The sequence below is a fragment of the Pseudidiomarina andamanensis genome (genome assembly GCF_009734345.1).
Lineage (GTDB): Bacteria > Pseudomonadota > Gammaproteobacteria > Enterobacterales > Alteromonadaceae > Pseudidiomarina > Pseudidiomarina andamanensis.
In genome coordinates, this window is sequence record NZ_CP032551.1 from 418,137 (window position 1) to 445,099 (window position 26,963).

At 47.5% G+C, this 26,963-nt stretch carries 24 protein-coding genes; 9 read left to right on the forward strand and 15 right to left on the reverse strand.

Annotation, left to right across the window (positions count from 1 at the left end; all coding sequences use genetic code 11):
• The first annotated feature begins 2 nt into the window (after positions 1 to 2).
• From aroC to D3795_RS02025, 4 genes are read left to right on the forward strand one after another with little or no spacing between them, the layout of a single operon-like run.
• Positions 3 to 1,103: a chorismate synthase gene (gene aroC, locus D3795_RS02010; protein ID WP_156265924.1), complete on the forward strand. Its 1,101-nt coding sequence runs from the start codon at positions 3 to 5 to the stop codon at positions 1,101 to 1,103.
• Positions 1,104 to 1,136: 33 nt separating this feature from the next.
• Positions 1,137 to 1,673 (forward strand): elongation factor P hydroxylase, encoded by a 537-nt coding sequence (locus tag D3795_RS02015; RefSeq protein ID WP_156265925.1) that lies wholly within the window; start codon positions 1,137 to 1,139, stop codon positions 1,671 to 1,673.
• Entirely contained in the window at positions 1,670 to 1,804 is a 135-nt protein-coding gene (locus tag D3795_RS02020) for an entericidin A/B family lipoprotein (RefSeq protein ID WP_156265926.1), read from the forward strand. Before D3795_RS02015 ends, D3795_RS02020 begins: the two co-directional genes overlap by 4 nt.
• Positions 1,797 to 2,939 carry an ATP-NAD kinase family protein gene (locus tag D3795_RS02025; RefSeq protein WP_310942377.1) on the forward strand — a complete coding sequence of 381 codons (1,143 nt, stop codon included), beginning with the start codon at positions 1,797 to 1,799 and terminating at the stop codon, positions 2,937 to 2,939. Before D3795_RS02020 ends, D3795_RS02025 begins: the two co-directional genes overlap by 8 nt.
• On the opposite strand, the gene D3795_RS02030 is transcribed toward D3795_RS02025, so the two are convergent.
• On the reverse strand, positions 2,936 to 3,256 hold the full coding sequence (locus D3795_RS02030) for a 2Fe-2S iron-sulfur cluster-binding protein (RefSeq protein ID WP_156265927.1): 321 nt from the start codon (positions 3,254 to 3,256) through the stop codon (positions 2,936 to 2,938). The two genes, D3795_RS02025 and D3795_RS02030, sit on opposite strands and share 4 nt — an antisense overlap.
• 135 nt (positions 3,257 to 3,391) lie before the next feature.
• Here D3795_RS02030 and D3795_RS02035 point away from each other — a divergent pair, with 135 nt between their 5' ends.
• Complete coding sequence (locus tag D3795_RS02035; RefSeq protein ID WP_156265928.1) at positions 3,392 to 4,693, forward strand: NCS2 family permease; 1,302 nt, start codon at positions 3,392 to 3,394, stop codon at positions 4,691 to 4,693.
• Between the two features lie 5 nt (positions 4,694 to 4,698).
• Positions 4,699 to 5,184, forward strand: coding sequence for a xanthine phosphoribosyltransferase (gene gpt / locus D3795_RS02040; protein WP_092855357.1), 486 nt, complete (start codon positions 4,699 to 4,701; stop codon positions 5,182 to 5,184).
• An 86-nt stretch (positions 5,185 to 5,270) separates the two neighbouring features.
• On the opposite strand, the gene D3795_RS02045 is transcribed toward gpt, so the two are convergent.
• Together D3795_RS02045 and tsaA are read right to left on the reverse strand one after the other, a co-directional pair.
• Positions 5,271 to 6,977 (reverse strand): proline--tRNA ligase, encoded by a 1,707-nt coding sequence (locus tag D3795_RS02045; RefSeq protein WP_156265929.1) that lies wholly within the window; start codon positions 6,975 to 6,977, stop codon positions 5,271 to 5,273.
• A gap of 70 nt (positions 6,978 to 7,047) precedes the next feature.
• Entirely contained in the window at positions 7,048 to 7,758 is a 711-nt protein-coding gene (gene tsaA / locus D3795_RS02050) for a tRNA (N6-threonylcarbamoyladenosine(37)-N6)-methyltransferase TrmO (RefSeq protein ID WP_156265930.1), read from the reverse strand.
• A 236-nt stretch (positions 7,759 to 7,994) separates the two neighbouring features.
• Between tsaA and D3795_RS02055 the strand changes: the two genes are divergently transcribed.
• Positions 7,995 to 8,642 carry a hypothetical protein gene (locus tag D3795_RS02055; protein ID WP_156265931.1) on the forward strand — a complete coding sequence of 216 codons (648 nt, stop codon included), beginning with the start codon at positions 7,995 to 7,997 and terminating at the stop codon, positions 8,640 to 8,642.
• Positions 8,643 to 8,688: 46 nt separating this feature from the next.
• Here D3795_RS02055 and D3795_RS02060 read toward each other — a convergent pair whose 3' ends face one another.
• The 10 genes from D3795_RS02060 to D3795_RS02105 all read right to left on the reverse strand — a co-directional run bounded on the left by D3795_RS02060 (position 8,689) and on the right by D3795_RS02105 (position 21,970).
• Positions 8,689 to 9,090, reverse strand: coding sequence for an H-NS histone family protein (locus tag D3795_RS02060; RefSeq protein WP_156265932.1), 402 nt, complete (start codon positions 9,088 to 9,090; stop codon positions 8,689 to 8,691).
• 117 nt (positions 9,091 to 9,207) lie between these two features.
• Positions 9,208 to 10,851, reverse strand: a complete 1,644-nt coding sequence (locus D3795_RS02065) for an electron transfer flavoprotein-ubiquinone oxidoreductase (protein WP_156265933.1) — start codon at positions 10,849 to 10,851, stop codon at positions 9,208 to 9,210.
• A 3-nt stretch (positions 10,852 to 10,854) separates the two neighbouring features.
• Positions 10,855 to 13,068, reverse strand: coding sequence for a putative bifunctional diguanylate cyclase/phosphodiesterase (locus tag D3795_RS02070; RefSeq protein WP_156265934.1), 2,214 nt, complete (start codon positions 13,066 to 13,068; stop codon positions 10,855 to 10,857).
• Between the two features lie 36 nt (positions 13,069 to 13,104).
• Positions 13,105 to 15,048 carry an acetoacetate--CoA ligase gene (locus D3795_RS02075; RefSeq protein ID WP_156265935.1) on the reverse strand — a complete coding sequence of 648 codons (1,944 nt, stop codon included), beginning with the start codon at positions 15,046 to 15,048 and terminating at the stop codon, positions 13,105 to 13,107.
• A complete protein-coding gene (locus D3795_RS02080; RefSeq protein WP_156265936.1) occupies positions 15,045 to 15,956 on the reverse strand; it encodes a hydroxymethylglutaryl-CoA lyase in 912 nt (303 codons plus the stop codon). Before D3795_RS02080 ends, D3795_RS02075 begins: the two co-directional genes overlap by 4 nt.
• Before the next feature lie 9 nt (positions 15,957 to 15,965).
• Entirely contained in the window at positions 15,966 to 17,924 is a 1,959-nt protein-coding gene (locus tag D3795_RS02085) for an acetyl/propionyl/methylcrotonyl-CoA carboxylase subunit alpha (protein ID WP_156265937.1), read from the reverse strand.
• Positions 17,925 to 17,937: 13 nt separating this feature from the next.
• A complete protein-coding gene (locus tag D3795_RS02090) occupies positions 17,938 to 18,723 on the reverse strand; it encodes an enoyl-CoA hydratase-related protein (RefSeq protein ID WP_156265938.1) in 786 nt (261 codons plus the stop codon).
• A gap of 9 nt (positions 18,724 to 18,732) precedes the next feature.
• Complete coding sequence (locus D3795_RS02095) at positions 18,733 to 20,340, reverse strand: carboxyl transferase domain-containing protein (protein WP_156265939.1); 1,608 nt, start codon at positions 20,338 to 20,340, stop codon at positions 18,733 to 18,735.
• A 32-nt stretch (positions 20,341 to 20,372) separates the two neighbouring features.
• A complete protein-coding gene (locus D3795_RS02100; protein WP_156265940.1) occupies positions 20,373 to 21,542 on the reverse strand; it encodes an isovaleryl-CoA dehydrogenase in 1,170 nt (389 codons plus the stop codon).
• Between the two features lie 2 nt (positions 21,543 to 21,544).
• A complete protein-coding gene (locus D3795_RS02105) occupies positions 21,545 to 21,970 on the reverse strand; it encodes a MerR family transcriptional regulator (protein WP_156265941.1) in 426 nt (141 codons plus the stop codon).
• Between the two features lie 264 nt (positions 21,971 to 22,234).
• On the opposite strand from D3795_RS02105, the gene D3795_RS02110 reads away from it, so the two are divergent.
• Positions 22,235 to 23,413: an acetyl-CoA C-acyltransferase gene (locus D3795_RS02110; RefSeq protein ID WP_156265942.1), complete on the forward strand. Its 1,179-nt coding sequence runs from the start codon at positions 22,235 to 22,237 to the stop codon at positions 23,411 to 23,413.
• Here D3795_RS02110 and D3795_RS02115 read toward each other — a convergent pair.
• Both D3795_RS02115 and D3795_RS02120 read right to left on the reverse strand, forming a co-directional pair.
• Positions 23,410 to 24,258: an EamA family transporter gene (locus tag D3795_RS02115; RefSeq protein WP_156265943.1), complete on the reverse strand. Its 849-nt coding sequence runs from the start codon at positions 24,256 to 24,258 to the stop codon at positions 23,410 to 23,412. The two genes, D3795_RS02110 and D3795_RS02115, sit on opposite strands and share 4 nt — an antisense overlap.
• 15 nt (positions 24,259 to 24,273) lie before the next feature.
• The gene (locus D3795_RS02120) at positions 24,274 to 25,161 is read right to left on the reverse strand and encodes a helix-turn-helix transcriptional regulator (protein ID WP_156265944.1); all 888 of its coding nucleotides are present in this window, start codon (positions 25,159 to 25,161) and stop codon (positions 24,274 to 24,276) included.
• A gap of 292 nt (positions 25,162 to 25,453) precedes the next feature.
• Here D3795_RS02120 and D3795_RS02125 point away from each other — a divergent pair, with 292 nt between their 5' ends.
• The gene (locus tag D3795_RS02125; RefSeq protein WP_156265945.1) at positions 25,454 to 26,953 is read left to right on the forward strand and encodes a CoA-acylating methylmalonate-semialdehyde dehydrogenase; all 1,500 of its coding nucleotides are present in this window, start codon (positions 25,454 to 25,456) and stop codon (positions 26,951 to 26,953) included.
• The last annotated feature ends 10 nt before the right edge of the window (positions 26,954 to 26,963 follow it).

The following is a 26,963-nucleotide window of genomic DNA, read 5'->3' on the forward strand; positions in this document are numbered from 1 at the left end:
TCATGGCAGCAAATACTTGGGGTGAATTATTTCGGGTCACAACTTTTGGCGAAAGTCACGGTGCCGCAATTGGGGCTGTCGTTGACGGCTGCCCGCCAGGCCTAGAGCTTTCTGAAGCGGATATTCAGCCGTTGCTTGACCGTCGGAAACCGGGGCAAAACCGTTTCACAACAGCCCGGCGAGAGGCGGATAGCGTGAAGATTCTCTCAGGCGTATTCGAAGGGAAAACTACCGGAACACCGATTGGGCTGCTTATTGAAAATACCGATCAGCGTAGTAAAGACTACGGTGATATTAAAGAGAAATTCAGACCCGGCCATGCGGATTATACCTATGCGCACAAATATGGTGTACGCGATTATCGCGGCGGTGGTCGCTCATCGGCACGCGAAACAGCGATGCGGGTTGCCGCTGGCGCTATCGCACAAAAATACTTAGCTGAAAAGTTCGGCATTAAGTTTCACGCTGGCGTGGTGCAAATTGGTCCGCATTGCACAGACCCTGCGCAGCCTGACTTTGCTTGGCAACATGTCGCGGATGATCCTTTATTTTGCCCAGACCGTCGTATGTCAGAGGCGGCGCAAGAATATCTTAAGCAGCTGCTAAAAGATGGTGACTCGGTCGGCGCACGTGTGCGTGTTGAAGTAACTGGCGTACCTGTTGGTTTAGGCGAGCCGGTGTTTGATCGTCTGGATGCTGATTTGGCGAAAGCACTAATGAGCATTAATGCGGTGAAAGCCGTCAGTATCGGTGACGGCTTTGCTGTTGCAGGTCAGCGCGGCAGTGAACACCGCGACGCGCTAACACCGAAAGGCTTTGCTAGTAATCACTCGGGTGGCGTACTTGGCGGTATTAGCAGTGGTCAGCCAATTATTGCTGAAGTTGCCTTTAAACCAACCTCAAGCATCACCATTGCCGGAGAGACGATTGATATTCACGGCGAAGCAAGCTCAATTGTGACGCGTGGTCGCCATGATCCTTGTGTCGGCATTCGTGGTGTTCCGGTGGTAGAGGCGATGGCGGCGTTGGTGATTATGGATCATTGGTTACGGCAACGCGCGCAAAACGGCGATGTTCACGTCACCGTTCCAACTATTGAATAATTTTGTTGTTCTATCTAGGTGCTGTTGAGAAGTATGACAGAACATCATTATCAGCAACTGATTGCGCTGTTTGACCAGTGTTTTTATGACGAATTTAACACTCGGTTAGTCGCCGGAACTGATGAGCCGTATTATCAACCTGCAGAGCAGGCCGGTGAGCATCATCAGGTAGTGTTTGCGCATGGTTTTTTCGCTTCGGCATTACATGAAATTGCTCATTGGTGTATTGCCGGTGAGCAGCGTCGGCAGCTGTTTGATTATGGCTATTGGTATGAACCGGATGGTCGCGATGCCAAACAGCAAGCTGAATTTGAACAAGTAGAACGTAAGCCACAAGCATTAGAGTGGTTGTTTTCGCTGTGTGCTGGAGTGCCATTTCAAGTGAGCGTGGATAACTTAGGTGGTATTGAAGTTGATAGACTAGCGTTTACAAAAGCTGTTCAAGAACAATTATCTCGCTATATAATTGAAGGTATTCCGCGTCGCGCGGAGAAATTTGCCCGAGCTTTGGCTGATTTTTATCAGCAGCCTTGGCCCGCAACAACAATAACTAATTGGAACATAACATGAAGAATCGCCATTTCATTATGCTTTTAGTCGCGTTAGGTTTGAGTAGCTGTGCCACTATTGAAGGCATCGGTAAAGATCTTGAGAGTGCCGGCGAAGCTATTCAAGAAGGTACTCGCGATAAAGGTGAATAAGTCTCCGTTGTTTCGTATTGGTCTCATTGTCAATTCATATGCAGGCTTGGGCGGCTCCGTTGCTTTAAAAGGAAGTGACGGCGCCGACACTGCAAAGCGCGCTCTTGAATTAGGTGCAACACCCAAAGCACAGTTACGTGTAGGCCAGGCACTAAAGGTTATTCAAGCTTATTCGGATCAAATCCAGTTTGTGACCGGTGCTGGTGGCCTCGGTGAAGATATCGTGCGTGATCTTGGTTATGTTTGTGACGTCATATATACCCCTCAACAGTCGCTCACATCGGCGGACGATACGCGTGAGCTAGCGAAGTTATTAGCCGAGCGAGATGATATCGATTTACTGTTATTTGCTGGCGGCGATGGTACTGCGCGAGATGTATGTGCCGTCTATCCAGCACAACGCCCTGTGCTTGGTATTCCTGCAGGCGTGAAAATTCATTCAGGTGTTTACGCGATATCACCAACTGCTGCGGGTAAGGTACTTGAGCAGCTTATACTGGGCCAGCTGACCAGTGTGACCAATGCTGATGTGATGGATATTGATGAAGATGCATTTCGTCAGGGCACTGTGCGAGCGCGTCGCTATGGTGAGATGTTGGTGCCAGCTGAGCTGCGTTACGTTCAGGCAGTAAAGATGGGCGGTAAAGAAAGTGATGAGCTTGTACTTGCCGACATTGCTGCCGATGTTATTGAAAGTATGGACGATGATACGCTTTATGTGATGGGCTCAGGTTCAACGGTCGCGTTTATCATGGAAGAATTGAGCCTACCCAATACTCTATTGGGTGTTGATGTGGTACTTGCTGGCCAGGTAATTGCTAGTGATGCGACGGCGACACAGCTCGAAAAACTCATTGATGAGCATCAGGGCCCAGTGCAGATGATTATTACGGTAATCGGTGGGCAAGGGCATATTTTCGGGCGTGGTAATCAACAACTTAGCCCAGCGGTGATTCGCCGCGTCGGCAAAGATCATATTCAAATTGTGGCAACCAAGGCAAAACTACAAGCGCTAGGGCAACGCCCGCTGCTGGTTGATACCGGTGAACCTGAGTTAGATGCCGAGTTGTCGGGGCTTATGCGCGTGACAACCGGCTATCATGATGAAGTATTTGTGCGGGTAGAAAGCGCTTAAAACTGCGATTTCGGTAAACGTACAACAATCCCATCTAATTCTTCGGTCATATCGATTTGGCAACTTAAACGACTGTTTTCTTGCGGGTCGACCACCATATCGAGCATGTCTTCTTCCATTTCACTCGCTGCTGGAATTTTGTTTACCCACGCCGGATCAACATAACAGTGGCAGGTTGCACATGACATGACGCCACCACACTCACCAAGAATACCATCAATCATATGATCAACAGCACCTTCCATCAGGTTTTGACCAACTTCGACTTCAGCTTCAAATTCGCCACCTTGGGCATCAATGTATATGACTCGAGGCATAACTAAAAACTCCTTGAATAATGGTTGCCGAGTGCATTAAAGGCAATCAGGTTACCACAGATTAGTGCGGCAAAAGCGATGAAATTATTGTAGAATACCGCAATTTTTTAATCAGCAGAGCAAGAGTGGGGGCTTATGCAGGCTTTATTGGAGCGGTTGTTTCAAATCAAAGCGCAGGGAAGTACGGTAAAACGTGAAATTGTTGCAGGTATCACCACGTTTTTAACCATGGCGTATATTATTTTCGTAAATCCATCGATGCTGAGCGAAGCGGGCATGGATTATGGCGCAGTGTTTGTCGCCACCTGTTTAGCTGCCGCCATTGGCTGTTTGGTGATGGGCCTGTGGGCGAATTACCCAGTGGCTTTAGCACCTGGCATGGGTCTGAATGCGTTCTTCACCTATAGTGTTGTTCTTGGTATGGGCTATACGTGGCAAACAGCGCTCGGCGCCGTGTTTTTCTCGGGTATTTTATTCTTCTTACTCTCAGCTTTGCGCGTGCGTTCATGGATCATTAATGCGATACCGGTAACACTGCGCTTAGCGATAGCTGCAGGTATCGGTGCTTTCTTAGCGTTAATTGGCTTAAAGAACGCCAATATCATTGTTGCGAACAACGCCACGTTAGTGTCGTTGGGCGACATGTCGCAACTATCTGTGCTGCTTGCTGGCGCAGGGTTCTTCTTGATTATTGGTATGGTTGCACGAGGTATTCAAGGTGCAGCGCTGATTAGTATACTTTTAGTGACCTTGGCCGGATTTTTGCTTGGTGATGTGCAGTACAATGGTATTGTTGCAGCGCCACCGAGCTTGGCACCAACGTTTATGCAAATGGACATTGCTGCAGCGTTTGATGTGGGCATGTTGAGCGTTATTTTTGCGTTCTTGTTTGTTGATTTGTTTGATACGTCGGGCACTTTAATGGCCGTTGCCCAGCGTGCAGGGTTATCGAAGCCGGACGGCTCATTGCCACGTTTAGAACGTGCGTTGATGGCTGATAGTACAGCCACAATTGCAGGTGCGGCGTTAGGTACATCAACCACAACCAGCTATGTCGAATCCGCATCAGGCGTTGCCTCAGGCGGTAAGACGGGTCTTACTGCTGTGGTGGTTGGTCTACTATTTATTTTGGCAATATTTTTCGCGCCATTAGCAGGTATGGTTCCCGCTTATGCAACGGCCGGCGCAATTATTTATGTCTCGGTACTGATGCTGTTTACGCTTCGTTCAGTAGATTGGGACGATATTACGGAAGCGGCTCCGGTAGCTGTTGTGCTACTGATGACGCCATTAACCTTCTCAATCGCTGACGGCATCGCGCTTGGTTTTATTAGCTACGTTGTGGTGAAAGCGCTCGGAGGCAAAATCCGTGAACTAAATTGGAGTGTTGCCGTATTAGCAGCGCTGTTTGTCGCTAAATTTATTTGGTTGGGGTAATCATTATGGGATGGCATTCAAATCGCGAGTTTTTCGTATCGTGGGAAGAGTTGCATCGAGCAACAAAGGAACTGGCTCGTCGTCAGTTACCTGCTGAACAATGGCGCGGCATTATTGCCGTTAGCCGTGGCGGGTTAGTTCCGGCGGCAATTGTGGCACGTGAGCTCAATGTTCGTGTTGTCGACTCGGTTTGCGTGAGTTCATACGATCATGACAGCCAACGCGACAGCGTAACCATGCTGAAAGATGTGAACGCAACCGACGACGGAGAAGGCTTCTTGGTTATTGACGACTTGGTTGATACCGGTAATACCTTGAAGTTTTTACGTGAGCGTTTTCCAAAAGCGAAATTCATCACAGTTTATGCAAAGCCAGCAGGTATGCAATTAGTGGATGATTATGTTGCAGACCTTGAGCAAGAAACTTGGATTCACTTCCCTTGGGATATGCATTTGCATTATGTGGAGCCATTAGCGGGTTCTGAGAGTTAATAATTTAACTCTTTGATTGCAATGAAAACAAAAAAGCCCGAATTGAATTCGGGCTTTTTTATTCCAACGCTAACAGATGTGAGCGATTAAAGCTGGTTTTGCAAATGCTGCAGAACTGAATCAATCGCTACTTTTTCTTTCTCGCCACTACGACGCGATTTGTACTCAACCGCTTGCTCATCAAGGTTACGCTCACCAATCACGATTTGGTGCGGAATACCGATAAGTTCGAGGTCGGCAAACATCGCGCCTGGGCGCTCTTTGCGGTCATCAAACAAAACATCGATACCAGCAGCGGTTAGCTCGGCGTAAAGCTTCTCAGCAACTTCTTGTACGCGTGCCGATTTGTGCATATTCATCGGTACCAACGCGACTTGGAACGGCGCTAATGCGTCAGGCCAGATGATGCCGTATTGATCGTGGTTCTGCTCAATTGCTGCAGCAACAATACGAGATACGCCGATACCGTAACAACCCATGGTCAAGGTTTCGTGCTTACCGGTTTCGGTTAATACGCCAACTTTCATGGCTTCTGAATATTTCTTACCAAGTTGGAAAATATGACCGACTTCAATGCCGCGTTTAATTTGCAGTGTGCCGTGACCACATGGGCTTGGGTCACCGGCAACAACGTTACGCAAATCAAAGGTTTCTGGCAGAGCGACATCACGCTCCCAGTTGATATTAAAGTAGTGGAAGCCGTCATCGTTGGCACCGGCAGCGAAATCAGCCATAACCGCAACACTGCGATCAATAATGACAGGCATTGATAGGCCAACTGGGCCTAATGAACCAGGACCAGCGCCAATCGCTGCACGAATTTCTTCATCCGTTGCAAACACCAGCGGGCTTGCTACCAACTCGTGTTTGGCGGCTTTAATTTCGTTGAGTTCGTGATCACCTCGAATGATCAACGCTACCAGTTTGCCTTCTTCAGTGCCGTGCACAATGAGTGTTTTGACGGTTTTCTCAACTGGCACCTGGAATTGCTCAACCAATGCTGCAATGGTTTTTGCTTCTGGCGTAGCAACTTTCTCCATTTCCGCCGATGGCGCAGGGCGCGCAGTAGTAGGCGCTACGGCTTCAGCCATTTCCACGTTAGCGGCGTAATCAGAGCTGTCTGAAAACGCAATGTCATCCTCACCAGAGCTCGCTAACACATGGAACTCATGCGATGAGCTACCACCAATGGAACCGGTATCTGCAATAACCGGACGATAATCGAGACCGAGGCGCTCGAAGATGCGGCAGTAGGCTGCATGCATCACGTCATAGGTTTGCTGCAGGCTGTCTTGGTCTAAGTGGAACGAGTACGCATCTTTCATGATGAACTCACGTGAACGCATCACCCCAAAACGCGGGCGAATTTCGTCACGGAATTTGGTCTGAATTTGGAACAAGTTCAGTGGCAACTGTTTGTAGCTGCTAATTTCTTTACGTGCTAATTCGCTGATGACTTCTTCATGAGTTGGGCCTAAAACGAAGTCACGGTTATTTCGGTCGTGTAAACGAAGTAGCTCAGGGCCGTAGTCATTCCAACGACCAGACTCTTCCCACAAATCAGCGGGCTGAACCATTGGCATAAGAACTTCTAGAGCACCGGCGCGTTCCATTTCTTCGCGAACAACACGTTCCACTTTGCGCAGCACACGCAATCCGGTTGGTGTCCACGTATAGAGGCCGGCGGCAACTTTACGAATCATACCGGCGCGCAGCATCAATTGATGGCTGATAACTTCTGCGTCGGCAGGTGTTTCTTTTAATGTTCCTAATAAATATTGGCTGGTACGCATGTGATCCTCAAATTCCAGCAAAATTCCAATGGTGTAATTAACTTGAAATTCTATCAGTAGCGGCGCTGTGTCAAAAGCCTTTACTGATACTTATTACATGATTTTCTTGATTCAGCACGCGCCAACGAATATTCACGTTGTATAGCGTCATGCCGTATTCGCGGTCAGCGTCGTCGTGTTGTTGATACGCGGGGCGAGGATCTTGTGCTAGCACCTGCGTTATGAGTGCCTGTAATTCCGGATAGTGAGGCATCAACTGTTGCAATTCTTCTCGTGCTTGATCACTAAAAGTAGTCATCAAATTTTTCTCTGGCGCGGTTGGTGCAAATCCGCCAGTAGCCGCTTGTATAGCATCGGCGTAGGGCACGTAAGGCTTGATATCAATCACCGGTGTGTGATTTACCCAATCTGCACCTTGCACCTCAATAATGGTTTGTTTGTCTTGATGTTTGATATCGATAATTTGAACTACCGACATACCAATATTGTTTGGGCGGAACGTCGAGCGGGTGGCGAACACGCCGCGTTTCTCATTGCCACCAAGGCGCGGAGGGCGTACCAGAGGTTTCCAGCCCTGAGCTGTGGTTTGGTGAAATAAAAATAAAACCCAAATATGGGAGAACTCTTTTAGGCCGCGAACGCAATCAGGATGTCCATAGTCACCTTGCAACACGATGCGGGCTCTTGCCGCAGGTACGAGCCCAGGTTGTCGTGGTACGGCAAACTTCTCCGGGTAGGGTGATTCAATGAATCCTATCGGTTCAATGGTATGAGAAGTCATAATCGAATGCTCGGACATGGTTCGTGTATCTGGTCGAATTAAATTTGTGTTATTTGAGCATAATTTTGTGATTTTGACTAATTTATGATGAGAATCTCAGCATGGAATATTGAGTAACGTCTTGAAATTAAAGGGGTAAATAATTGGCATGATAATTGCTTTATAAACTTCGAGTGAATTTTTTACGTCCTATGAAGACGATGATGACAACATTAATAATTACGGAGACAACAACAATGAACCGTCAACGCACCACTTGGAGTATTGCTTTAGGAATGATCGCTGGTATTACCGTGATCAGCTTGCCATTTACAGCTTCTGCGCAACAACACGAAAAGCACATCGCTGCTGAATACACCGTAACCAATGCAACGGAAGTTAGTTTTGACTCTGGCGTAGGAACCATTACGTTTGAGCGCACTGAAGGCGATGTGATGGAAGTATCTATTCGTGCCTATAAAGATGATGACACTGTTTTTGACAAAGAAGGTAATGTTGAAGACGCTGAGCTTATTGCTGAGCAAGCAGGTGATCAATTAACACTTCGTGTGCCAAAGCAAGACGGTATTCAATTGGATTGGGTTGTTAAACTACCGAAAGTTAGCCGCGTTGAGACCGATCTTGGTGTGGGTGAAATTAGTGGGAATTTGTGGACCACGAACATCAACATTGACCTGGGTGTTGGTGAAGTTGATTTAGATATTTACGGCGACTATAAAACAATTAAAACGGATATTGGTGTTGGTGATAGCACAATTAGAGGGTTAGGCAATATTGAAAATAATCGCTTTTTAATGACAGCGAATAGCCGAGCTAATTCTGACGGAAAACATCGAGTCAGTGTGGATGCTGGTGTGGGTGATGTGAATATTACCGTTCATTAATTTTAAATAGTGAAATAAAAAGCCCCGCTTAGCGGGGCTTTTTTGTTTAAATGAGAAAGTCTTCTAAAGATTTACCGGAATCGACAGCTGCTTTTAATGCTTTAGGCATGCGACCTTGTCCGGTCCAAGTTACGCGGTTACCATCGTTATCGGTAATTTCGTATTTTGGTGGTTTTGGCGTACGTTTGGTTTTTACTTTTGCTGTGACTGAAGGCTCACCAACTAATTCGGCTAAATCAATTCCAGCTTCATCAATAAAGCGTTTTACTTCTTCGATTTTTCGCTGTTTTTCTACTTCAAGCTTTTTAAGCTCGGCCTCTTCTTCTTTCCGCTCTTCAATAACTTTATTTAATTTTTCGCGTACTTCTTCTAGTTCAGTGACAGATAGTTCCTTTACTGCTGCCTTTAAACGTCGTCCATGGTTTAAGATTTTTAAAAACTCGCTCATAGTTAGTCCAAATTATTAACAATGTGTGTAATTAATTTAATACGAAGTTTATTAAGACGACAATCTTAAAAATTTGTCTTAAATATCTTACACACAAAGTTAATTTAATTAAATGAATTACATATTTGGATAATTTGGTCCGCCAGTTCCTTCTGGTGTTACCCAAGTTATATTCTGTGACGGATCTTTAATGTCACATGTTTTACAGTGAATACAGTTTTGCGCATTAATTTTAAATACGGCTTCACCGTTTTCCTCAACCACTTCATATACACCCGCAGGGCAGTACCGTTGTGCGGGCTCGGCGTATTCTGGAAGGTTTACTGTTAATGGAATTGAGTTATCCTTCAATTGAAGATGACACGGTTGGTCTTCTTCATGGTTCGTATTCGATAAAAATACCGAGGATAAACGATCGAAGGTTAATTTATTATCCGGTTTCGGATAATCCAACGGTTTGCATTCACTCGCTTTACGCATTTGGCTGTGGTCAGTGCTCTCATCTTTAATGGTGAACGGTAATTTTCCACCGAACCAATTTTGGTCAACCGTGTTGTAAGCCCCGCCCAATATGGTGCCGAATTTGTGAACGGCTGGCCCAAAGTTACGTGAACAATACAGTTCTTCATAGAGCCATGACTTTTCAAAGCGCTCAGCGAAATCTTGCAACTCAACAGGGGTTTCATCGTGTTGTAATGCTGCGAAGATGCTCTCGGCGGCTAACATGCCTGATTTCATTGCGGTGTGGTTGCCTTTGATTTTGGCAAAGTTGAGCGTACCGGCGTTGCAGCCAACCAAAACCCCCCCTGCAAACGTCATTTTCGGTAAGGCATAGAAACCACCTTTGGCAATAGCACGTGCGCCATAGGTGACACGTTTGCCGCCTTTGAGCGTTTTTGCTATTTCAGAATGCGTTTTAAATTTTTGGAATTCGCCAAATGGGTTTAAGTACGGATTGCGGTAATTCAAATCGACAATTAAGCCCACATACACTTGGCCATCTTCAGCGTGGTACAAGTAGCCACCACCGCTAGCATCGTCAGTAAGCGGCCAACCGGTGGTATGAACAACCAGTCCTGGCTGGTGTTGTTCTGCTGGAATATCCCATATCTCTTTGAAACCAATTGCGTAGTGTTGCGGTGATTTGCCTTCAGTGAGGTTGAATTGCTCTTGCAAACGCTTACCTAGATGACCTCGGCAACCTTCTGCGAAAACCGTGTATTTTGCGCGAAGCTCCATGCCAGGTTCAAAACCAGGTTTTTGTTCGCCTTTACTGTCTATGCCCATATCGCCGGTAATGATGCCTGCGACACGATCATCTTCTAAAATAATGTCAGCGGCGGGGAAGCCAGGGAATATTTCTACTCCAAGTTGCTCAGCCTGTTCTGCTAACCAACGACAGACGTTCCCCATACTGGCGATGTAATTGCCTTTATTGTGGAATGTCTTTGGCACCATGAAACCGGGTAACTTCGTTGCTTTCTCGGCGCTCTTCAATAACATTATGTCGTCGCCAGTTACTTCCGTGTTGAGTGGCGCACCGCGCTCTTTCCAATCAGGGAACAATTCGTTCAACGCCCGCGGTTCAAATACGGCACCCGATAAAATATGGGCGCCTACTTCAGAGCCTTTTTCGACCACACAAATCATTAATTCTTGATCGTTTTCTTGTGCCTGCTGGGCAAGGCGTATGGCGCAGCTTAAACCCGCAGGGCCTGCACCAACTACTACGACATCAAATTCCATACTTTCGCGTTGCATAATTTACTCCTGGTAAGGCGTGTCATTATTTGTTTGATCAGGGTGTTCGAGCATACTTTGAACTTGTTCTGCTGGAACAGGGCGCGCGAGGAAATAGCCCTGCGCGGATAAACAATCACGCTGCAATAAAAAATCAATCTGTTGCTGTGTTTCTACACCCACCGCACAAATATGAATGCTTCGTTCATGGGCAAATTTTATCATGGTGTCGGCAATTAGCGCCTGCACTCTATTGTGAGGAATGTCACTCAGAAGTACCTGACTTATTTTAAGTAAATAAGGCGGACATATTTGCATGGCTTTCATGCTAGTGAAGTTTAAACCAGTACCATCAACCGTTAATTTCACGCCGATAGCTCTTAATTTTGCGAGTACGCCGTCTTTTTGACATGCATGGCTGCAGTACAAGTCTTCATGAATTTCTATGTACAAGTTTTCCGGCGGCACGTTATAGCGGCGTAGATTTGTCTGTAACAAGTCTGGAAATTCAGGTAAAGCTAATTGCTTACCCGATAAATTGATGTGAATGGTCAATTGTGCGTGGTCATCCGCAAGCCATTGCCCATAATCATTGAGAACTTTTTTCAGTAGGTTGTCGGTGAGCGGCACAATCAAACCGGTGTCTTCAATGAGTGATAAAAACTCTTCCGGTAGCGCTAATTCGCCATCATCTTGGCGCCAACGCATAAGAGCTTCCAATCCTGTCACATCCTTCGAGCGCAGGTCAAAAATTGGTTGATAATGAACTTCGACGCGGTGTGCTTCAACGGCCTTATGCAATTGCTCTAACAAAAATTGACGTTTTGAGAGCTCGGACTGGTGTGAACGATTGTAAATATTGATGCCATGATAGTCCGATTTTTTCGCTTGGTTTAAAGCCGCATCGGTATGACGCAACAGATTATCGGCATCAAAATCGGCATCATTGGCGAAGGCAATTCCCATTGATGCCGACGCATAAACTTCATGACTGTTGATGTAAAACTCCGGTTTCACAATACGAACTAACTGATCAGCAATTTCAGTTGCTTGTTGATCGGTTGTCACGCCTTCTTTCACCACTAAAAATTCATCGCCGCCAATACGAGCAATGAAATCAAATTTAACTGGGCAACGTTGAATACGGTGGGCAAGACGGCGTAATAATTCATCACCAATTTTATGGCCAAGTGCATTATTAATTTCTTTAAAATGATCGACATTGAGTTGAATCGCGACCAGTTGCCCTTGTTTAATCGCTAACTCTGGAAGTCGCTCATGTAAATAGCGGAGGAGGGCGTTTCGATTCGGCACCTCGGTTAATGCATCATGCTCGGATAGATAAGCCAGCTGTTGTTCGACTTCGTCGCGTTTTTGCAACTGCTGCATTAATTCTGCATTGTTGGTTTTCAGTCGCTCATAACGCTGCTGCTGCAACTTCATACGAAATACCAACAGCATAAAGAAACCAGTTATGAACATGCCTAATAGCGGCACAATGTAGGAATTAATCACATGCATTTCTGAAAATTTTAATGGTGTTGGCCACACCATAAATTGCCATTGTTGGTTCGCAACGCGAATCGTAAAGTCAGTATTCCAGCTATTTTTGAATTGCTGCTCTCCACTGAAAGCGTAAATTAAATCGTTATTCTGTTTAACTTCAACTTGATATCCCTCAATGATGTGATGATGAATGGTGCTTTTCAGCAACTCGGGTACATCAATGACCATTGCCACGTAATAACGTTGATCAACGTTGATAATTGGCAAGAATAATGCCAAATCGTGGGCGTTCAACGAGAGATTATGAGCAGGCATGAGGGTGGCTGTGTCAGTTGATTGTTGCAGTTTCATGACCTGTTCAGCGGTACCCTGATAACTATCGACAATAATCTGTTCTGCACCGTTTAAGAGCTCTTGATCAACGAAGTTTAGTTGTTCATCTAGAACGGTAATGTGTTGAACCGATTGATAGAAGGAGTTCACCGCCCGACGAAGCTGTGGGAGTTGTTGCGCTGGGCCGCTATCACTCATCTTTAATAGCTCGCCAGCAATTTCGCCTGCATAAAGTAAACGAATTAAGCTGCCGCGCACATTGCCCTCTAAGCTTTGTGCGTCGGCCCGCATGCGCTCTGCAATGCGTTTGTGATCGTATTGCTCGAGTATCAGAGCTGCAGCGATGGTTATTGACAGCCCTGTTACAGCGGTGATGATCAGAGAACGCCATTGCTTCATGCCGGAATTCCTATTGTTATTTTTATTGCCTAAGCTCTATGACTCAAGTTCGGGGCGATTACGGAACTGCTCTAATGCCTCGGGATTCGCTAAAGCATCGGTATTTTTTACTGTTTCACCATGCACCACTTGGCGAACGGCTAGCTCTACGATCTTGCCACTAATGGTGCGCGGAATATCCGTCACTTGGGCAATCACCGCAGGTACATGGCGAGGCGTTGCGTTGCGTCGAATAATCTGTCGAATCTCTTGTTGCAAGGCATCGTCAAGCGTTACGCCCTCACGTAAGCGTACAAATAACACAACACGTTCGTCATCTTGCCAGCGTTGACCAATGGCAATGCTTTCTAGCACGCAATCAATTTTTTCAACTTGGCGGTAAATTTCCGCAGTACCAATACGCACGCCACCTGGATTGAGAACCGCGTCAGAGCGACCGTAGATGATCACGCCGTCGTTGGCGGTCACTTCAGCATAGTCACCATGCGCCCACGTATTTTCAAAACGAGCAAAATAGGCATTAAAGTAACGTTGGCCATCGTTATCGTTCCAGAACCCTATCGGCATACAAGGGAAGCTATTACAGCATACTAGCTCGCCTTTTTCTTGCTCGACGGTTTTTCCATCATCATTGAATACTTGTACGTCTAGGCCAAGGCCTTTGCATTGCAGCTCGCCGCGATGTACTGGCAAAATCGGGTTACCAAGCGCAAAACAAGAGACAATGTCGGTACCACCTGAAATTGATGATAAGCACAGGTTAGATTTAATGTCGCGATAAACAAAATCAAAGCTTTCAGGTGCCAGCACAGAACCAGTAGTTAGAATAGATCGCAATGCGTTCAAGTTATGCTTCGTGCGCGGCGTATACTCAGCTTTCTCAAGCGCAGAAAGATACTTGGCGCTCGTACCAAACACACTGATTTGCTCTTGCTCGGCAATATCCCAGAGCACAGCAGGGCCTGGATAAAATGGTGAACCGTCAAACAACACCAGTGTTGCACCTTGAGCAAGGCCGGAAACCAGCCAATTCCACATCATCCAGCCGCACGTGGTGAAATAGAAAAACACATCGTCGCGATCAATGTCCGTATGCAAGGCATGCTCTTTCATGTGTTGCAATAAGGTGCCACCAATACCGTGAACAATGCATTTTGGCACACCGGTGGTACCCGAACTAAACATGATGTATAGCGGCGCATTGAACGGCATACGCACAAATTCTAGCGTGGTTACCGAGCGGTCGAGATAGTCGTTCCAGGCTATCGAGCTAGCGTCATATTGATGCTCAAAACCTGCAAAATTAACGATAATTGTGGTTTCAACCGAGCTGAGTTCAGCACGAATGGCGTTTACTTTTTCGCTGATGTCGAGTTGCTTGCCGTTATAAAAGTAACCGTCAACGGTAATAAAGAGTTTTGGCTCAATTTGGCCAAACCGATCGACCACACCTTGTACGCCAAAATCGGGGGAGCAACTTGACCAAATAGCGCCTAAGCTTGTGGTTGCCAACATTGCAATAATGGTTTCAATACAGTTTGGCATCATTGCTGCAACACGATCACCGGCAACAACGCCTTGTTGTTTGAAGGCTGCAGCTAATGCAGCGACCTCATGGCGCAATTCGGCGTAAGTTAATTGTTGTCGCGCGCCATTTTCGCCGCGAAAAACGAGGGCGATATGATCATCTTGATACCGCAGAAGATTTTCTGCGAAATTTAGTTTTGCATAAGGAAACCATTGCGCACCAGGAATTTTGTCGCCGTCGATAAGCGTGCGCTCACCGGCATTGCCAATCACATCAAAATAGTTCCAAATGCCACGCCAAAAAATTTCATGATGTTGAACAGACCAATCGTGAAGTTGGCTATATGTTTCTAGGTTAGTGCCGTGTTCGCGGTTCACGCTCTGCATGAAATCGGTCATGCGAGCGGCTGCAATTTGGTTTGCGTCAGGTTGCCACATGATTTTAGTTGTCATTTTGTGTGTTCCTGTTTAGCTAATTCTGCGAGTGCAACATTTGAGCGCGGACCATGATTCAAGTGTTGGCAAATTGCCGCGCCAGCATGTACGAGTTGGTTGAGATCAACTCCCGTATCAATCCCCATACCATGCAGCATGTACACCACATCTTCGGTCGCGACATTGCCGCTGGCCCCTTTGGCATAAGGACAGCCGCCAAGCCCAGCTACCGCGCTATCAAGCGTGGCAACCCCCATAGGTAAACAGCTGGCAATGTTCGCCAGCGCTTGGCCGTAGGTATTATGGAAGTGTAATGCGAGTTGTTGCATTGGCACTTTATCTGCGACAGCGCTTAACATGCGCTGCGCATGGAGTGGGGTACCGACACCGATAGTGTCGCCAAGAGATATTTCATAACAGCCCATTTGCCAGAGTTTTTCGGCTACATACGCTACGTCGGTAAGACTGACCTCACCTTGATAAGGACAACCCAGCACACAGCTCACATAGCCGCGTACTTTCATATTTTGTGCTTGTGCCGCTTCGATTACCGGCGCGAAGCGTTCGAGACTTTCGGCAATGCTGCAATTGATATTTTTTTGGCTAAAGGCTTCTGATGCCGCACCAAATATGGCCACTTCATCGGCTCCAGCAGCGATAGCCGCTTCGAAGCCTTTTAAATTTGGCGTTAAAGCGGCGTAGGTGCGATTGTCGAGGCGTTCGATACCAGCAAATACCGCGGCGCTGTCAGCCATTTGCGGTACCCATTTAGGGCTCACGAAGGCACCAGTCTCAATATACGACAAGCCAGCGCGCGCCAACGCATTCACGAGTTCAATTTTCGCCTCAACGGGCACTGCTTGCTCGTTTTGCAACCCATCACGTGGGCCAACTTCAACAATTTTCACCTGTTGCGGCAAACTCATGGGGTATCCTTATTCATCTTTCAAACTAATCAATTCAGCGCCATCACTGACAAGATCACCAGCTTGATAGAATACTTGGGCAATTTCACCGTCGCGTGGTGCACGAATGGTATATTCCATCTTCATCGCTTCCATAATCACCAGTGCTTGGTCTGCAGTGACAGTATCGCCAGCTTTAACCATCACCTGAACGACTGTACCATTCATTGGTGCAGTGAGGCTGCCAGCTGCAGTCTCTTGCTCAAGTGTATCAGTGACATTATGGCGATTGAAACGCAAGCTCGCGTGCTCGGTCATCACGACAATATCGTGCTCTGCACGTAAAATGTGGGCTTGGAAGCGGTGGCCATTCTTGCTAAAGAACCACTGCTCGCCAATACGATCAACTTGCCACGCGTCGTTGCTGTCAACTTGATACCAAGATTGCTTGCGCTCAACCAACTGAATATCGTGAATAGTGTCACCATATTGCAGGTTGAGGCCGAATTGCCGCGGTTGGTTTAAACGAAAACTATGTTGGGTAAACCATGGATTTTGGTTGCCCACTGATTTTTCATCAAAGCGTTCAGCCAAAGTTGCCATTACCGCATAGTCGTTCACCAAATGGCTTGTGTCTGGGAACAAGTCCGCTTCATATTTTTCAATAAAGCGAGTGGTTAATTCTGCTTGGCCAAATTTCTTGTGGCTGGCAATACGTCGTAAGAAATCAATATTGGTGCGTACACCAGCAACGCGATAGTCGTTTAGTGCTTGAATAAGTCGACGCAGCGCAACGGTGCGGTTCTCACCCCAAACAATGAGTTTGGCGATCATTGGATCATAGTATGAGCTGACTTCATCGCCAGCGATAACGCCGCTATCGATGCGCACATAATCGTTACTTGCAGGTGGTTGCAGCACGTGCAGCGTTCCGGTGCTTGGCAAAAACTCATGATCGGGGTCTTCGGCATAAATTCGTGCTTCAAATGAATGGCCGTTCACTTCAATCTGATCTTGAGCTAGGGGCAGGGGTTCGCCACTAGCCACCATAAGTTGCCACGCAACCAAGTCTTGACCCGTCACCATTTCAGTGACTGGATGCTCCACTTGCAAACGCGTATTCATTTCCATGAAGTAGAATTTGTTGTCAGTATCCAGTAAGAACTCAACGGTACCGGCGCCAACATAATCAATCGCTTGCGCAGCACGCACAGCGGCTTCGCCCATCGCTTGACGGGTATTGGTGCTCATGGATGGTGCTGGTGCTTCTTCAATGACCTTTTGATGGCGACGTTGTACCGAGCAGTCGCGCTCAGCTAGATAAACAGCGTTGCCGTGCTCATCACAAAATACTTGAATTTCGACATGGCGTGGGTTGCCGATGAATTTTTCCACGAGCATTTTGTCATTGCCAAACGAGGCTTGCGCTTCGCGTTTAGCTGAGCTCAAGGCTTCATCAAATTGTTTTGCGTTCTCGACCACGCGCATGCCTTTACCGCCACCACCATAAGCTGCCTTTAACAGCACTGGGTAACCAATTTTTTCGGCTTCGGTACGCAATTTTTCAGCGCTTTGCTCACTACCGTGATAGCCCGGCACCAGCGGTACGCCAGCTTCGCTCATAATTGCTTTGGCGGCGCTCTTCGAACCCATTGCAGCAATGGCACTGGTTGGTGGCCCAACAAAGATAATATTGTTGCTAGCACACGCGTCGGCAAAATCTTCGTTCTCTGATAAAAAGCCATAACCAGGGTGAATGGCATCGGCGCCGGTTTGCTTTGCGGCGGCAATAATTTTATCGATGACCAGATAACTCTCCGCACTTGGCGCGGCGCCAATATGAATACTCTCATCGGCTAACTGTACGTGTTGGGAGTGACGATCTGCATCAGAGTAAACCGCTACAGTACGCACACCCAGTTCTCTAGCCGTTTTGATAATGCGGCAAGCAATTTCGCCGCGGTTAGCAATTAGCAATTTTTGCAACATTGCTGTTCCTTAATTATTGAGTTGTTTTCCAGTTCGGCGCGCGCTTTTCTAAAAATGCACTGAGGCCTTCTTGGCCTTCTGCCGAAACCCGAATTTCTGCGATACGTTCAATGGTCACGCGTCGTGTATTTGCGTTGAGCGGCTGTTGATCGATATCTAATGCAAGCTGCTTGGCCGCGCTAACTGCCGCCGGACTGTTGGTAACCAAACTGTCAATTAATGGACGTACAGCAGTTTGTAGATCGTCAACGACTTCGTGTACCAAACCAATTTGGTGGGCTATTTCCGCACCAAAACGCTCAGCCGTAACCATATAACGACGTGATTGACGAGTGCCGATGGCGCGCATGACGTATGGGCTGATGACAGCCGGAATCAAGCCGATTTTCACTTCGCTTAAGCAGAAGCTACTAGCAGGCGTTGCGAGCGCGATATCACAACAGGCCGCTAAGCCAACGGCACCACCAAATGCTGCCCCTTGCACTAGGGCAATGGTGGGCTTTGGTAACTCGTCAAGCTCTTGCATAAGGCGTGATAGTTCACCCGCGTCAGCAATATTCTCATCGTAATTTTTAGCGGCCATGGAGCGCATCCAGCCTAAATCAGCGCCCGCTGAGAAGTTTTTGCCATTTGATTGCAGAACGAGGACGCGAACATTGTCATTGGCGCGAACGTCATCGAGAGCATGTAAAAGTTCGGCGATCATGCTGTCATCAAAGGCATTATGAACCTCTGGTCGATTTAAAGTCAGATACGCCACGTGACCACTGATCGTGAGATCGATTGCTTGGTATGCCATAACGCCTCCTTACATCCGGAATACGCCGAACTTGGTGTCGGCAATTGGTGCATTGTTGGCAGCGGCTAAGCTGAGCCCTAAAACAGTGCGTGTTTGCGCCGGATCGATAATGCCATCGTCCCATAGCCGTGCCGAAGCATAGTAGGGATGACCCTGTTTTTCGTAGGTATCGATAATCGGCTGTTTAAGCTTCTGCTCGTCTTCGGCGCTCATGGTTTCGCCTTTACGTGCCAAGTTATCTTTGGTGACTTGCGCCATAACGCCGGCAGCTTGCTCACCGCCCATCACAGAAATACGAGCGTTTGGCCACATGAACATTAAGGTTGGGTCGTAGGCGCGGCCACACATACCATAGTTACCTGCACCATAACTGCCACCAATGAGAACAGTGAACTTAGGTACTTGGGCACAGCTTACTGCGGTCACCATTTTGGCGCCGTGTTTTGCAATACCTTCAGCTTCGTACTTTTTACCAACCATGAAGCCGGTAATATTTTGCAAAAACACTAACGGAATTTTCCGTTGCGCGCACAGCTCAATGAAGTGCGCGCCTTTTTGTGCTGACTCTGAGAACAAAATACCGTTGTTGGCAACAATTCCGACCGGATAGCCGTGAATACGAGCAAAGCCAGTAACCAACGTATTACCGTAATTCTGTTTAAACTCGTCGAAATCAGAGTCATCAACAATGCGCGCAATCACTTCACGCACGTCGTATGGTTTACGTAAATCGGTACCCACAATGCCGTATAGCTCTTTGGCATCGAAGCGAGGTTCTTTCACTTCGCTTGGCTGAACCGGTTCTGCACCGCGATAATTTAATCGAGCAACAGACCGACGCGCGAGCGCCAAAGCATGTTCATCATTCATTGCAAAATGATCGGCGACGCCAGACACGCGGGTGTGAACATCGGCACCGCCAAGCTCTTCCGCGCTTACTTCTTCACCTGTCGCCGCTTTAACTAACGGTGGCCCAGCTAAGAAAATGGTGCCTTGCTCTTTAACAATGATACTTTCATCTGCCATCGCCGGCACGTAGGCGCCACCTGCAGTACAAAGACCCATAACCACAGCAATCTGTGGAATGCCCTTCGCAGACATGTTGGCTTGGTTAAAGAAGATACGACCGAAGTGATCACGGTCTGGAAATACTTCGTCTTGGCGCGGCAAGTTTGCGCCACCTGAATCTACTAAATAGATACAGGGTAGGTGACAGCGCTCGGCTATTTCTTGCGCACGAAGGTGTTTTTTCACCGTCAACGGGTAGTAAGTACCACCTTTTACCGTCGCGTCGTTGGCAACAATCATACATTGCACACCTTCAACACGACCAATTCCGGCAACCACGCCCGCAGCAGGAACGTAATCTTCGTAACAATCCCACGCTGCAAATTGGCCAATTTCAAGAAATGGCGAACCGCTGTCGAGTAATTTTTCGATACGTTGGCGCGCTAATAACTTACCGCGAGATAGATGGCGTTCTTGGTATTTCGGGCCGCCACCTTGTTTAATTTGTTCTGCTTTAGCAAATAAATCGTCAACCACTTCTTGCATGGCTTGTTGATTCGCCAAAAACGTCTCGTCTTTTGGGTTCACTGTGCTGGTTAATACCGTCACGATTGCGACTCCTGATAATTAGTTGCGCAAAATTAAGCTGATTCGCTGAATAGCTCGCGGCCAATCAACATACGACGAATCTCTGAGGTGCCGGCGCCAATTTCATACAATTTTGCGTCGCGCAATAAGCGCCCGGTCGGATACTCGTTAATGTAACCGTTTCCGCCCAGTAATTGAATGGCATCAAGAGCCAATTGTGTCGCTAATTCAGCAGCATACAATATGGCTCCAGCAGCATCTTTACGCGTAGTTTCACCGCGGTCGCATGACTGCGCAACGGCATAAACATAAGCACGAGCCGCGTTGGTACGGGTGTACATGTCTGCAACTTTCCCTTGCACTAATTGGAACTCCCCGATGGCTTTGCCGAATTGCTTGCGGTCGTGAACGTAGGGAACTACCACATCAAGACAAGCTTGCATGATGCCGCATGGTCCTGCCGCAAGCACAGCGCGCTCATAATCGAGACCGCTCATTAGCACTTCAACACCGCAGTCGACTTCGCCTAGGACGTTTTCAGCAGGAACTTTGCAGTTTTCAAATACTAGTTCACAGGTATTCGAACCACGCATACCTAATTTATCCAGCTTCTGAGCGGTGCTAAAACCAGCAAAATCTTTTTCAACAATAAACGCAGTAATACCGCGTGAGTTTTTATCAGGCGACGTTTTCGCATAAACCACAAGTACATCGGCATCAGGACCGTTGGTGATCCACATCTTATTACCGTTAAGCACGTAGTGGTCGCCTTGCAGTTCAGCGCGTAGTTTCATGCTGACCACGTCAGAGCCCGCATTCGGTTCGCTCATTGCTAACGCACCAACATGCTCGCCACTGCATAATTTCGGTAGATATTTTTCTTTTTGTGCCTGATTACCGTTGCGGGCAATTTGGTTTACACAAAGATTTGAGTGTGCGCCGTAACTTAATCCAACTGAAGCAGATGCGCGGCTGATCTCTTCCATCGCGACAACGTGTTCGAGGTAACCAAGACCAGAACCACCGAACTCTTCAGGAACCGTCATACCGAGTAAGCCGAGGTCACCCATTTTGCGCCACAAATCAGCAGGGAATTCATTTTTCTCATCAATTTCCGCAGCACGTGGTGCAATTTCATCACGAGCAAAGGCATTGACTGATTCGCGAATCATTTCCGCGGTTTCACCAAGGCCGAAATTAAAGGTGGTGTACTGACTAATCATAACTACTCCTGATTTGCTACTGCAGAACTTGTTGTCGATTGATCTGCTCCAATTTCAGCAAGTTCATCGCGACAACGATCTTCTAAGTTGGTGAGCTCTACTAAAAGAACCTTAATATCTTCAAGTTGTTGCTTGAGTGACATTTTCTTGTCATCAATCAACGCTAAAACGGTATGCAGCTGACGTGCGCTGCTATTTTCCATGTCATACAAGTCAAACAAATTTTTGGTTTCTGCCAACGAGAACCCAAGCCGTTTACCCCGTAAAATAAGCTTCAAACGTACACGATCTTTATTCGTATAAAGCCGTGTTTGCCCCTGTCGCTTGGGCGATAGTAGGCCTTGGTCTTCGTAAAACCGGATGCTACGAGTGGTAATGTCGAATTCGCGGGCTAATTCGCCGATGCTGTAGATGGTTGTTGCGTTCATTTTTGCTTGCTTGTCATGGTTGAGAGCGTTAAGCTTAAAACAAGTTGACGTTAACGTAAAGGTAAGAAAAGCCGAAAAGCGTTATTCGTTATTCGTTATTCGTTATTCGTTACTGGTTATTCGTTCGCTCAGCTCGCTCAATGGTTATTTCGTATAAAATCGGAAGTAGCGCGATGCGATAGTTTGAAAGCTAGACGTCATTGTATTCTCGAATAACGAATAACGAATAACGAATAACGTTTTTGGGTCTTCAAGGGAGTATTTATGTCTGATGCAGTAGTGATTGTTGCCGCCAAACGCACCCCAATGGGTGGCTTTCAAGGCAGTTTGACCGAAGTGAGCGCCCCCAATTTAGGCGCCATCGCCATCAAAGCAGCGCTTGCAGAGAGCGGGTTGCGTGGCGACGACGTGCAGGAAGTCATTATGGGCAACGTGTTGCCGGCCGGTTTAGGGCAGGCGCCTGCGCGTCAGGCAACATTGTATGCAGGGCTACCGCGCAGTGCTGGCGCGACAACCATTAATAAAGTGTGCGGTTCTGGCTTGAAAGCGGTGATGTTCGCGCATGATTTAATTCATGTTGGTTCGGCCGATGTGGTGGTAGCTGGTGGCATGGAAAGCATGTCGAATGCGCCTTATTTGCTGAAAAAAGCGCGCGCAGGTTTCCGCATGGGCCACGATGCCATTTATGATCACATGATGTTGGATGGTCTTGAAGATGCTTACGAAGGCAAGGCTATGGGCTGTTATGCACAGAGCACTGCTGATGACTATGGTCTTGGTCGTGAAGCGATGGATAACTTTGCTTTGGCTTCATTAAGCCGCGCTCAAACAGCAATTAAAGACGGTTTGTTCAAAGATGAAATTGTGCCGGTCACCTACAGCACGCGTAAGGGCGATGTTACCGTTGAAATTGATGAGCAACCAGGCAAAGCCATGCCGGATAAAATTCCAGGTTTACGCCCAGCGTTTGCCAAAGATGGCACGATTACGGCAGCGAACTCGAGCTCAATTTCAGACGGTGCTGCCGCATTGGTATTGATGCGTGAAAGCGAAGCGAAAGCGCGAGGCTTAAAACCGTTAGCACGTGTTGTCGGGCATGCGACGCACTCACAAGCGCCAGCTGAATTTACCGTGGCGCCAATTGGTGCGATGAACAAATTGCTCGATAAGGTTCAATGGAATAAAGACGACGTTGACTTGTGGGAAATTAACGAAGCCTTCGCGATGGTGACCATGCTCGCTATGCAGCAAATGGATATTGACCATGACAAAGTGAATGTTCATGGCGGCGCTTGCGCACTTGGTCACCCAATTGGTGCCAGCGGCGCACGTTTGCTCGTTACGTTGCTGCACGCGCTGAAACAGCGCGGCAAGCAACGTGGTATTACGTCGCTTTGTATTGGTGGCGGCGAAGCCGTAGCTGTCGCTGTTGAAATGATCTAGCTTGATCGTTTTGACGCGAGCCATACTGAGCTAATCAGAATGGCACCGCCGAGGGCAAGCCGTGGCCAGTCTACGGCTTGACCCCAAAACGCATAGTTAATCAGCAAGCCCGCTGGAATAAGCATATTATTCATGGTGGCAAGTTGGGCAACGTTAACGCGCTTCGCACCAAGGTTCCATGCCAGATAACCAAGGCCGGATGCGCCGAGACCAAGCCACAGTAAAATACCCCATTCTAGCTGGGTTGTTGGTACTTTAGAGAAATCGGCAAAGAGTGCCATCGCAATACCAGATGCAGCGGTGGCGCCAATGAAGAATAGGGCGAAGGCGTGTACTTGATTACGAGCATCACCAAGTTCGAGTCGTTTATAAAAGACTTGCCCAGCCGCGAAACATAGGTTGGCTGCTTGAATCAATAAGAAGCCAATGACAAATGAATCGCTAAGTGTTTCAAAGCGGATGACGGCGGCACCAATGACGGCGACAACCGCTGCAAGCCACCAACGAGCCGGTAAATGTCGACGTTGGAAAATCACGTCGTCGATAAGCGTCACATAAAGTGGCGTAAAAATCGTAAATAAAAGTACTTCAGGAACGGATAGATAAAGAAATGCGTGGTAGAGGAAAAGATACATCACGCCAATTTGAATGGCACCAATAACGGCGAGCTGCCATTGCTGTCGAAAAGCAAGACGAGCAGGGCGCCAAAGCGGTAAAAACAAAGCAAGCGCAAGGATCATGCGGATAAATACGGCAATATAACCGTCGACATGGCCGGCAAGAAACTCCCCGATGAGTGAAAAGCTTGCAGCCCATAGTGCGGTCACAGCCCAAAGTATCCACATAGTTATTTTCCTTTTTTAATTTGCGCTTTTGGTTGCAGAACTTTCGCGATAGTACTGCGGTGATATACCCATCGTTTTCTTAAACAGTCGCGAAAAATAATACGGGTCATCGAAACCGAGTTGTTGACTGATTTGACGAATTGAATCGGTTGAAGCATCTAACAACTGACAGGCTATTTTAACCCGAATTTGATTAAAGTAACGCATCGGGCTAGTACCAGTGAATTGTTTGAATTTTTTGCTGAAATGAAAGCGCGATAACCCAGCAAAATCAGCAAAATCGTCTAGGCTTAAGTCGCGATGCGAGTTGTCGTACATAAAGCGTTCGAGTGCCGGTAAATCAAAGCCTTGTGGCGCCTGCATGGTTGCCGTTAAGCGCGGTAATTCAGCAATAATTCGCTGCAGTAAACTGGCGGCGACCACCGCCGCGGCAAACTGATGACGTTGGGTTTGCAAATTGAGTAGGTCGGTAACCACTGGAATAAGTTGTCGCCAGCGAGCTAGCGTTAATACCGGTTGCTGGTCGGTTAATTCAAGAAATTCAGGGCATGCCGCTGCTGCGGAACCTTGAAAGTGTGCCCAGTAAATGCTCCAGGGCTGTTCGGCGTGCGCTGCATAAGCGTGAGCCTGCCCAGCTGGTAATAGCAATAATTGTCCAGCACGGAGCGTGCCGCTGGCCGTCTCGGTTCGATACCAGCCGCTACCGCGATGGCAAAATATGAGTAGGTAATCGGTGTGTTGCTGGCGTTCTACTTGGTGCCCTTGGGCATCGACATAATGTCCGTATGCAAGCGGATATAAATGTTTCGTCAGTGGATGGCGAGCTAGTTGTCGGGTCAATTGTAATGGCAAAACAACGCGTGAACTTCCCGTTGGAAGTGGCCACGATGAAGGTTGGCTCATGGAAGGCTCCGAGATCGCAATTTTGTCCATTATAGGGGCAAAATCGTCGATGTTAAAGGACTTCGAAAACAACGACAATGAATGAACGGCAAAAGCGTTAGTCGTTATTCGTTATTGGTTATTCGTGAGCGTTGTTTGCTCGTTAACTCTGTATCGAGGTTTGAGCGCTTTTCGATGTGTGAATTTTTGAACCATTTTTGATTGGTTTTTGTCTTTTTCGAATAACGAATAACGAATAACCAATAACGAATAACGAATAACGAGTAACGAATTCAATAAAGAGGTTATACAGATGAGCAAGAAAGTTCCTTTATTTATCGACGGCGAATTCGTGCAGTCGAACACCAGTAACTGGATTGACGTGACCAACCCAGCCACGCAAGAAGTGATTGCACAAGCACCTTGCGCGACACAAGACGAGATGAAAAAAGCGGTTGAGAGCGCGAAAAAAGCGTTTTTGACTTGGAAAGAAGTGCCAGTTTCTGAGCGTGCGCGTGTGATGATGCGTTATCAAGCGTTGCTGAAAGAGCACCATGATGAAATTGCTGAGATTCTTGCCAGCGAAACCGGCAAAACCTTTGATGATGCGAAAGGCGACGTATGGCGTGGTATCGAAGTAGTTGAGCATGCAGCGAACATTCCATCATTGCTGATGGGTGAAACGGTTGAGAACGTTGCGCGCGGCATTGACAGCTACAGCTACACACAGCCACTTGGTGTTTGTGCGGGTATTACACCATTTAACTTCCCTGCGATGATTCCACTTTGGATGTTCCCACTGGCGATTGCCTGCGGTAACACATTCATTTTGAAACCATCTGAGCAAGATCCATTAACGCCAACGCGTTTGGTTGAGTTGTTCGAGCAAGCAGGCGCTCCAAAAGGCGTGTTGCAAGTTATTCACGGCGGTAAAGAGCAGGTTGACTTCTTATTAGACGAACCTGCCGTACGCGCGATTTCGTTTGTTGGTTCAGTGGCTGTAGGTCAATACATCTATCGCCGCGGTACTGAAAACATGAAACGCGTTCAAGCATTTGCTGGTGCGAAAAACCACTGCGTGATCATGCCTGATGCCAACAAATCACAAGTGATTAGCAACCTGGTTGGTGCTTCGGTAGGTGCTGCGGGTCAGCGTTGTATGGCGATTTCTGTTGCGGTATTCGTTGGTGCGGCACGTGAGTGGATTCCGGAAGTTGCTGCTGAACTTGCGAAAGTGAAGCCAGGCGCGTGGAACGATAAAGATGCAGCTTACGGTCCAGTGATCAGTCCGCAAGCGAAGCAGCGCGTTGAGAACTTTATTGCGCAAGGCCAAAAAGAAGGTGCTGAGCTGTTAGTTGATGGTCGCAACTGTAAAGTTGAAGGTTTCCCGAACGGTAACTGGGTTGGTCCAACTATGTTTGGTAAAGTGACCACCGACATGGAAATCTACAAGAATGAGATTTTCGGTCCAGTATTGTGCGCCACTGAAGTTGAAACACTCGATGACGCATTAGCCATGGTCAATGCGAACCCATACGGCAACGGTACGTCAATCTTTACGGCAAGCGGTGCAGCGGCGCGTAAATATCAGCACAACGTTGAAGTTGGTCAAGTGGGTATCAACATTCCAATTCCGGTACCACTGCCGTTCTTCTCATTCACCGGCTGGAAAGGGTCATTCTTTGGTGACTTGCATGCTTATGGTAAGCAAGCGGTGCGCTTCTACAGTGAAACCAAAACCATTACAGCTCGTTGGTTTGAAAGCGATATCGCTGATGCCAATGGTCCAAATATGACGATTCATTTGAAGTAATAGGACGTTG

Bases quoted from the DNA above. Each gene is read 5' to 3' on its own strand.
- D3795_RS02075 (WP_156265935.1), bottom strand. From the start codon at position 15,048: ATGACAACTAAAATCATGTGGCAACCTGACGCAAACCAAATTGCAGCC.
- D3795_RS02035 (WP_156265928.1), top strand. From the start codon at position 3,392: ATGCAGGCTTTATTGGAGCGGTTGTTTCAAATCAAAGCGCAGGGAAGT.
- D3795_RS02060 (WP_156265932.1), bottom strand. From the start codon at position 9,090: ATGAGCGAGTTTTTAAAAATCTTAAACCATGGACGACGTTTAAAGGCA.
- D3795_RS02020 (WP_156265926.1), top strand. From the start codon at position 1,670: ATGAAGAATCGCCATTTCATTATGCTTTTAGTCGCGTTAGGTTTGAGT.
- D3795_RS02015 (WP_156265925.1), top strand. From the start codon at position 1,137: ATGACAGAACATCATTATCAGCAACTGATTGCGCTGTTTGACCAGTGT.
- gpt (WP_092855357.1), top strand. From the start codon at position 4,699: ATGGGATGGCATTCAAATCGCGAGTTTTTCGTATCGTGGGAAGAGTTG.
- D3795_RS02055 (WP_156265931.1), top strand. From the start codon at position 7,995: ATGAACCGTCAACGCACCACTTGGAGTATTGCTTTAGGAATGATCGCT.
- D3795_RS02030 (WP_156265927.1), bottom strand. From the start codon at position 3,256: ATGCCTCGAGTCATATACATTGATGCCCAAGGTGGCGAATTTGAAGCT.
- tsaA (WP_156265930.1), bottom strand. From the start codon at position 7,758: ATGACTTCTCATACCATTGAACCGATAGGATTCATTGAATCACCCTAC.
- D3795_RS02120 (WP_156265944.1), bottom strand. From the start codon at position 25,161: ATGAGCCAACCTTCATCGTGGCCACTTCCAACGGGAAGTTCACGCGTT.
- D3795_RS02110 (WP_156265942.1), top strand. From the start codon at position 22,235: ATGTCTGATGCAGTAGTGATTGTTGCCGCCAAACGCACCCCAATGGGT.
- D3795_RS02115 (WP_156265943.1), bottom strand. From the start codon at position 24,258: ATGTGGATACTTTGGGCTGTGACCGCACTATGGGCTGCAAGCTTTTCA.
- aroC (WP_156265924.1), top strand. From the start codon at position 3: ATGGCAGCAAATACTTGGGGTGAATTATTTCGGGTCACAACTTTTGGC.
- D3795_RS02085 (WP_156265937.1), bottom strand. From the start codon at position 17,924: ATGTTGCAAAAATTGCTAATTGCTAACCGCGGCGAAATTGCTTGCCGC.
- D3795_RS02125 (WP_156265945.1), top strand. From the start codon at position 25,454: ATGAGCAAGAAAGTTCCTTTATTTATCGACGGCGAATTCGTGCAGTCG.
- D3795_RS02105 (WP_156265941.1), bottom strand. From the start codon at position 21,970: ATGAACGCAACAACCATCTACAGCATCGGCGAATTAGCCCGCGAATTC.
- D3795_RS02100 (WP_156265940.1), bottom strand. From the start codon at position 21,542: ATGATTAGTCAGTACACCACCTTTAATTTCGGCCTTGGTGAAACCGCG.
- D3795_RS02065 (WP_156265933.1), bottom strand. From the start codon at position 10,851: ATGCAACGCGAAAGTATGGAATTTGATGTCGTAGTAGTTGGTGCAGGC.
- D3795_RS02045 (WP_156265929.1), bottom strand. From the start codon at position 6,977: ATGCGTACCAGCCAATATTTATTAGGAACATTAAAAGAAACACCTGCC.
- D3795_RS02070 (WP_156265934.1), bottom strand. From the start codon at position 13,068: ATGAAGCAATGGCGTTCTCTGATCATCACCGCTGTAACAGGGCTGTCA.
- D3795_RS02090 (WP_156265938.1), bottom strand. From the start codon at position 18,723: ATGGCATACCAAGCAATCGATCTCACGATCAGTGGTCACGTGGCGTAT.
- D3795_RS02080 (WP_156265936.1), bottom strand. From the start codon at position 15,956: ATGAGTTTGCCGCAACAGGTGAAAATTGTTGAAGTTGGCCCACGTGAT.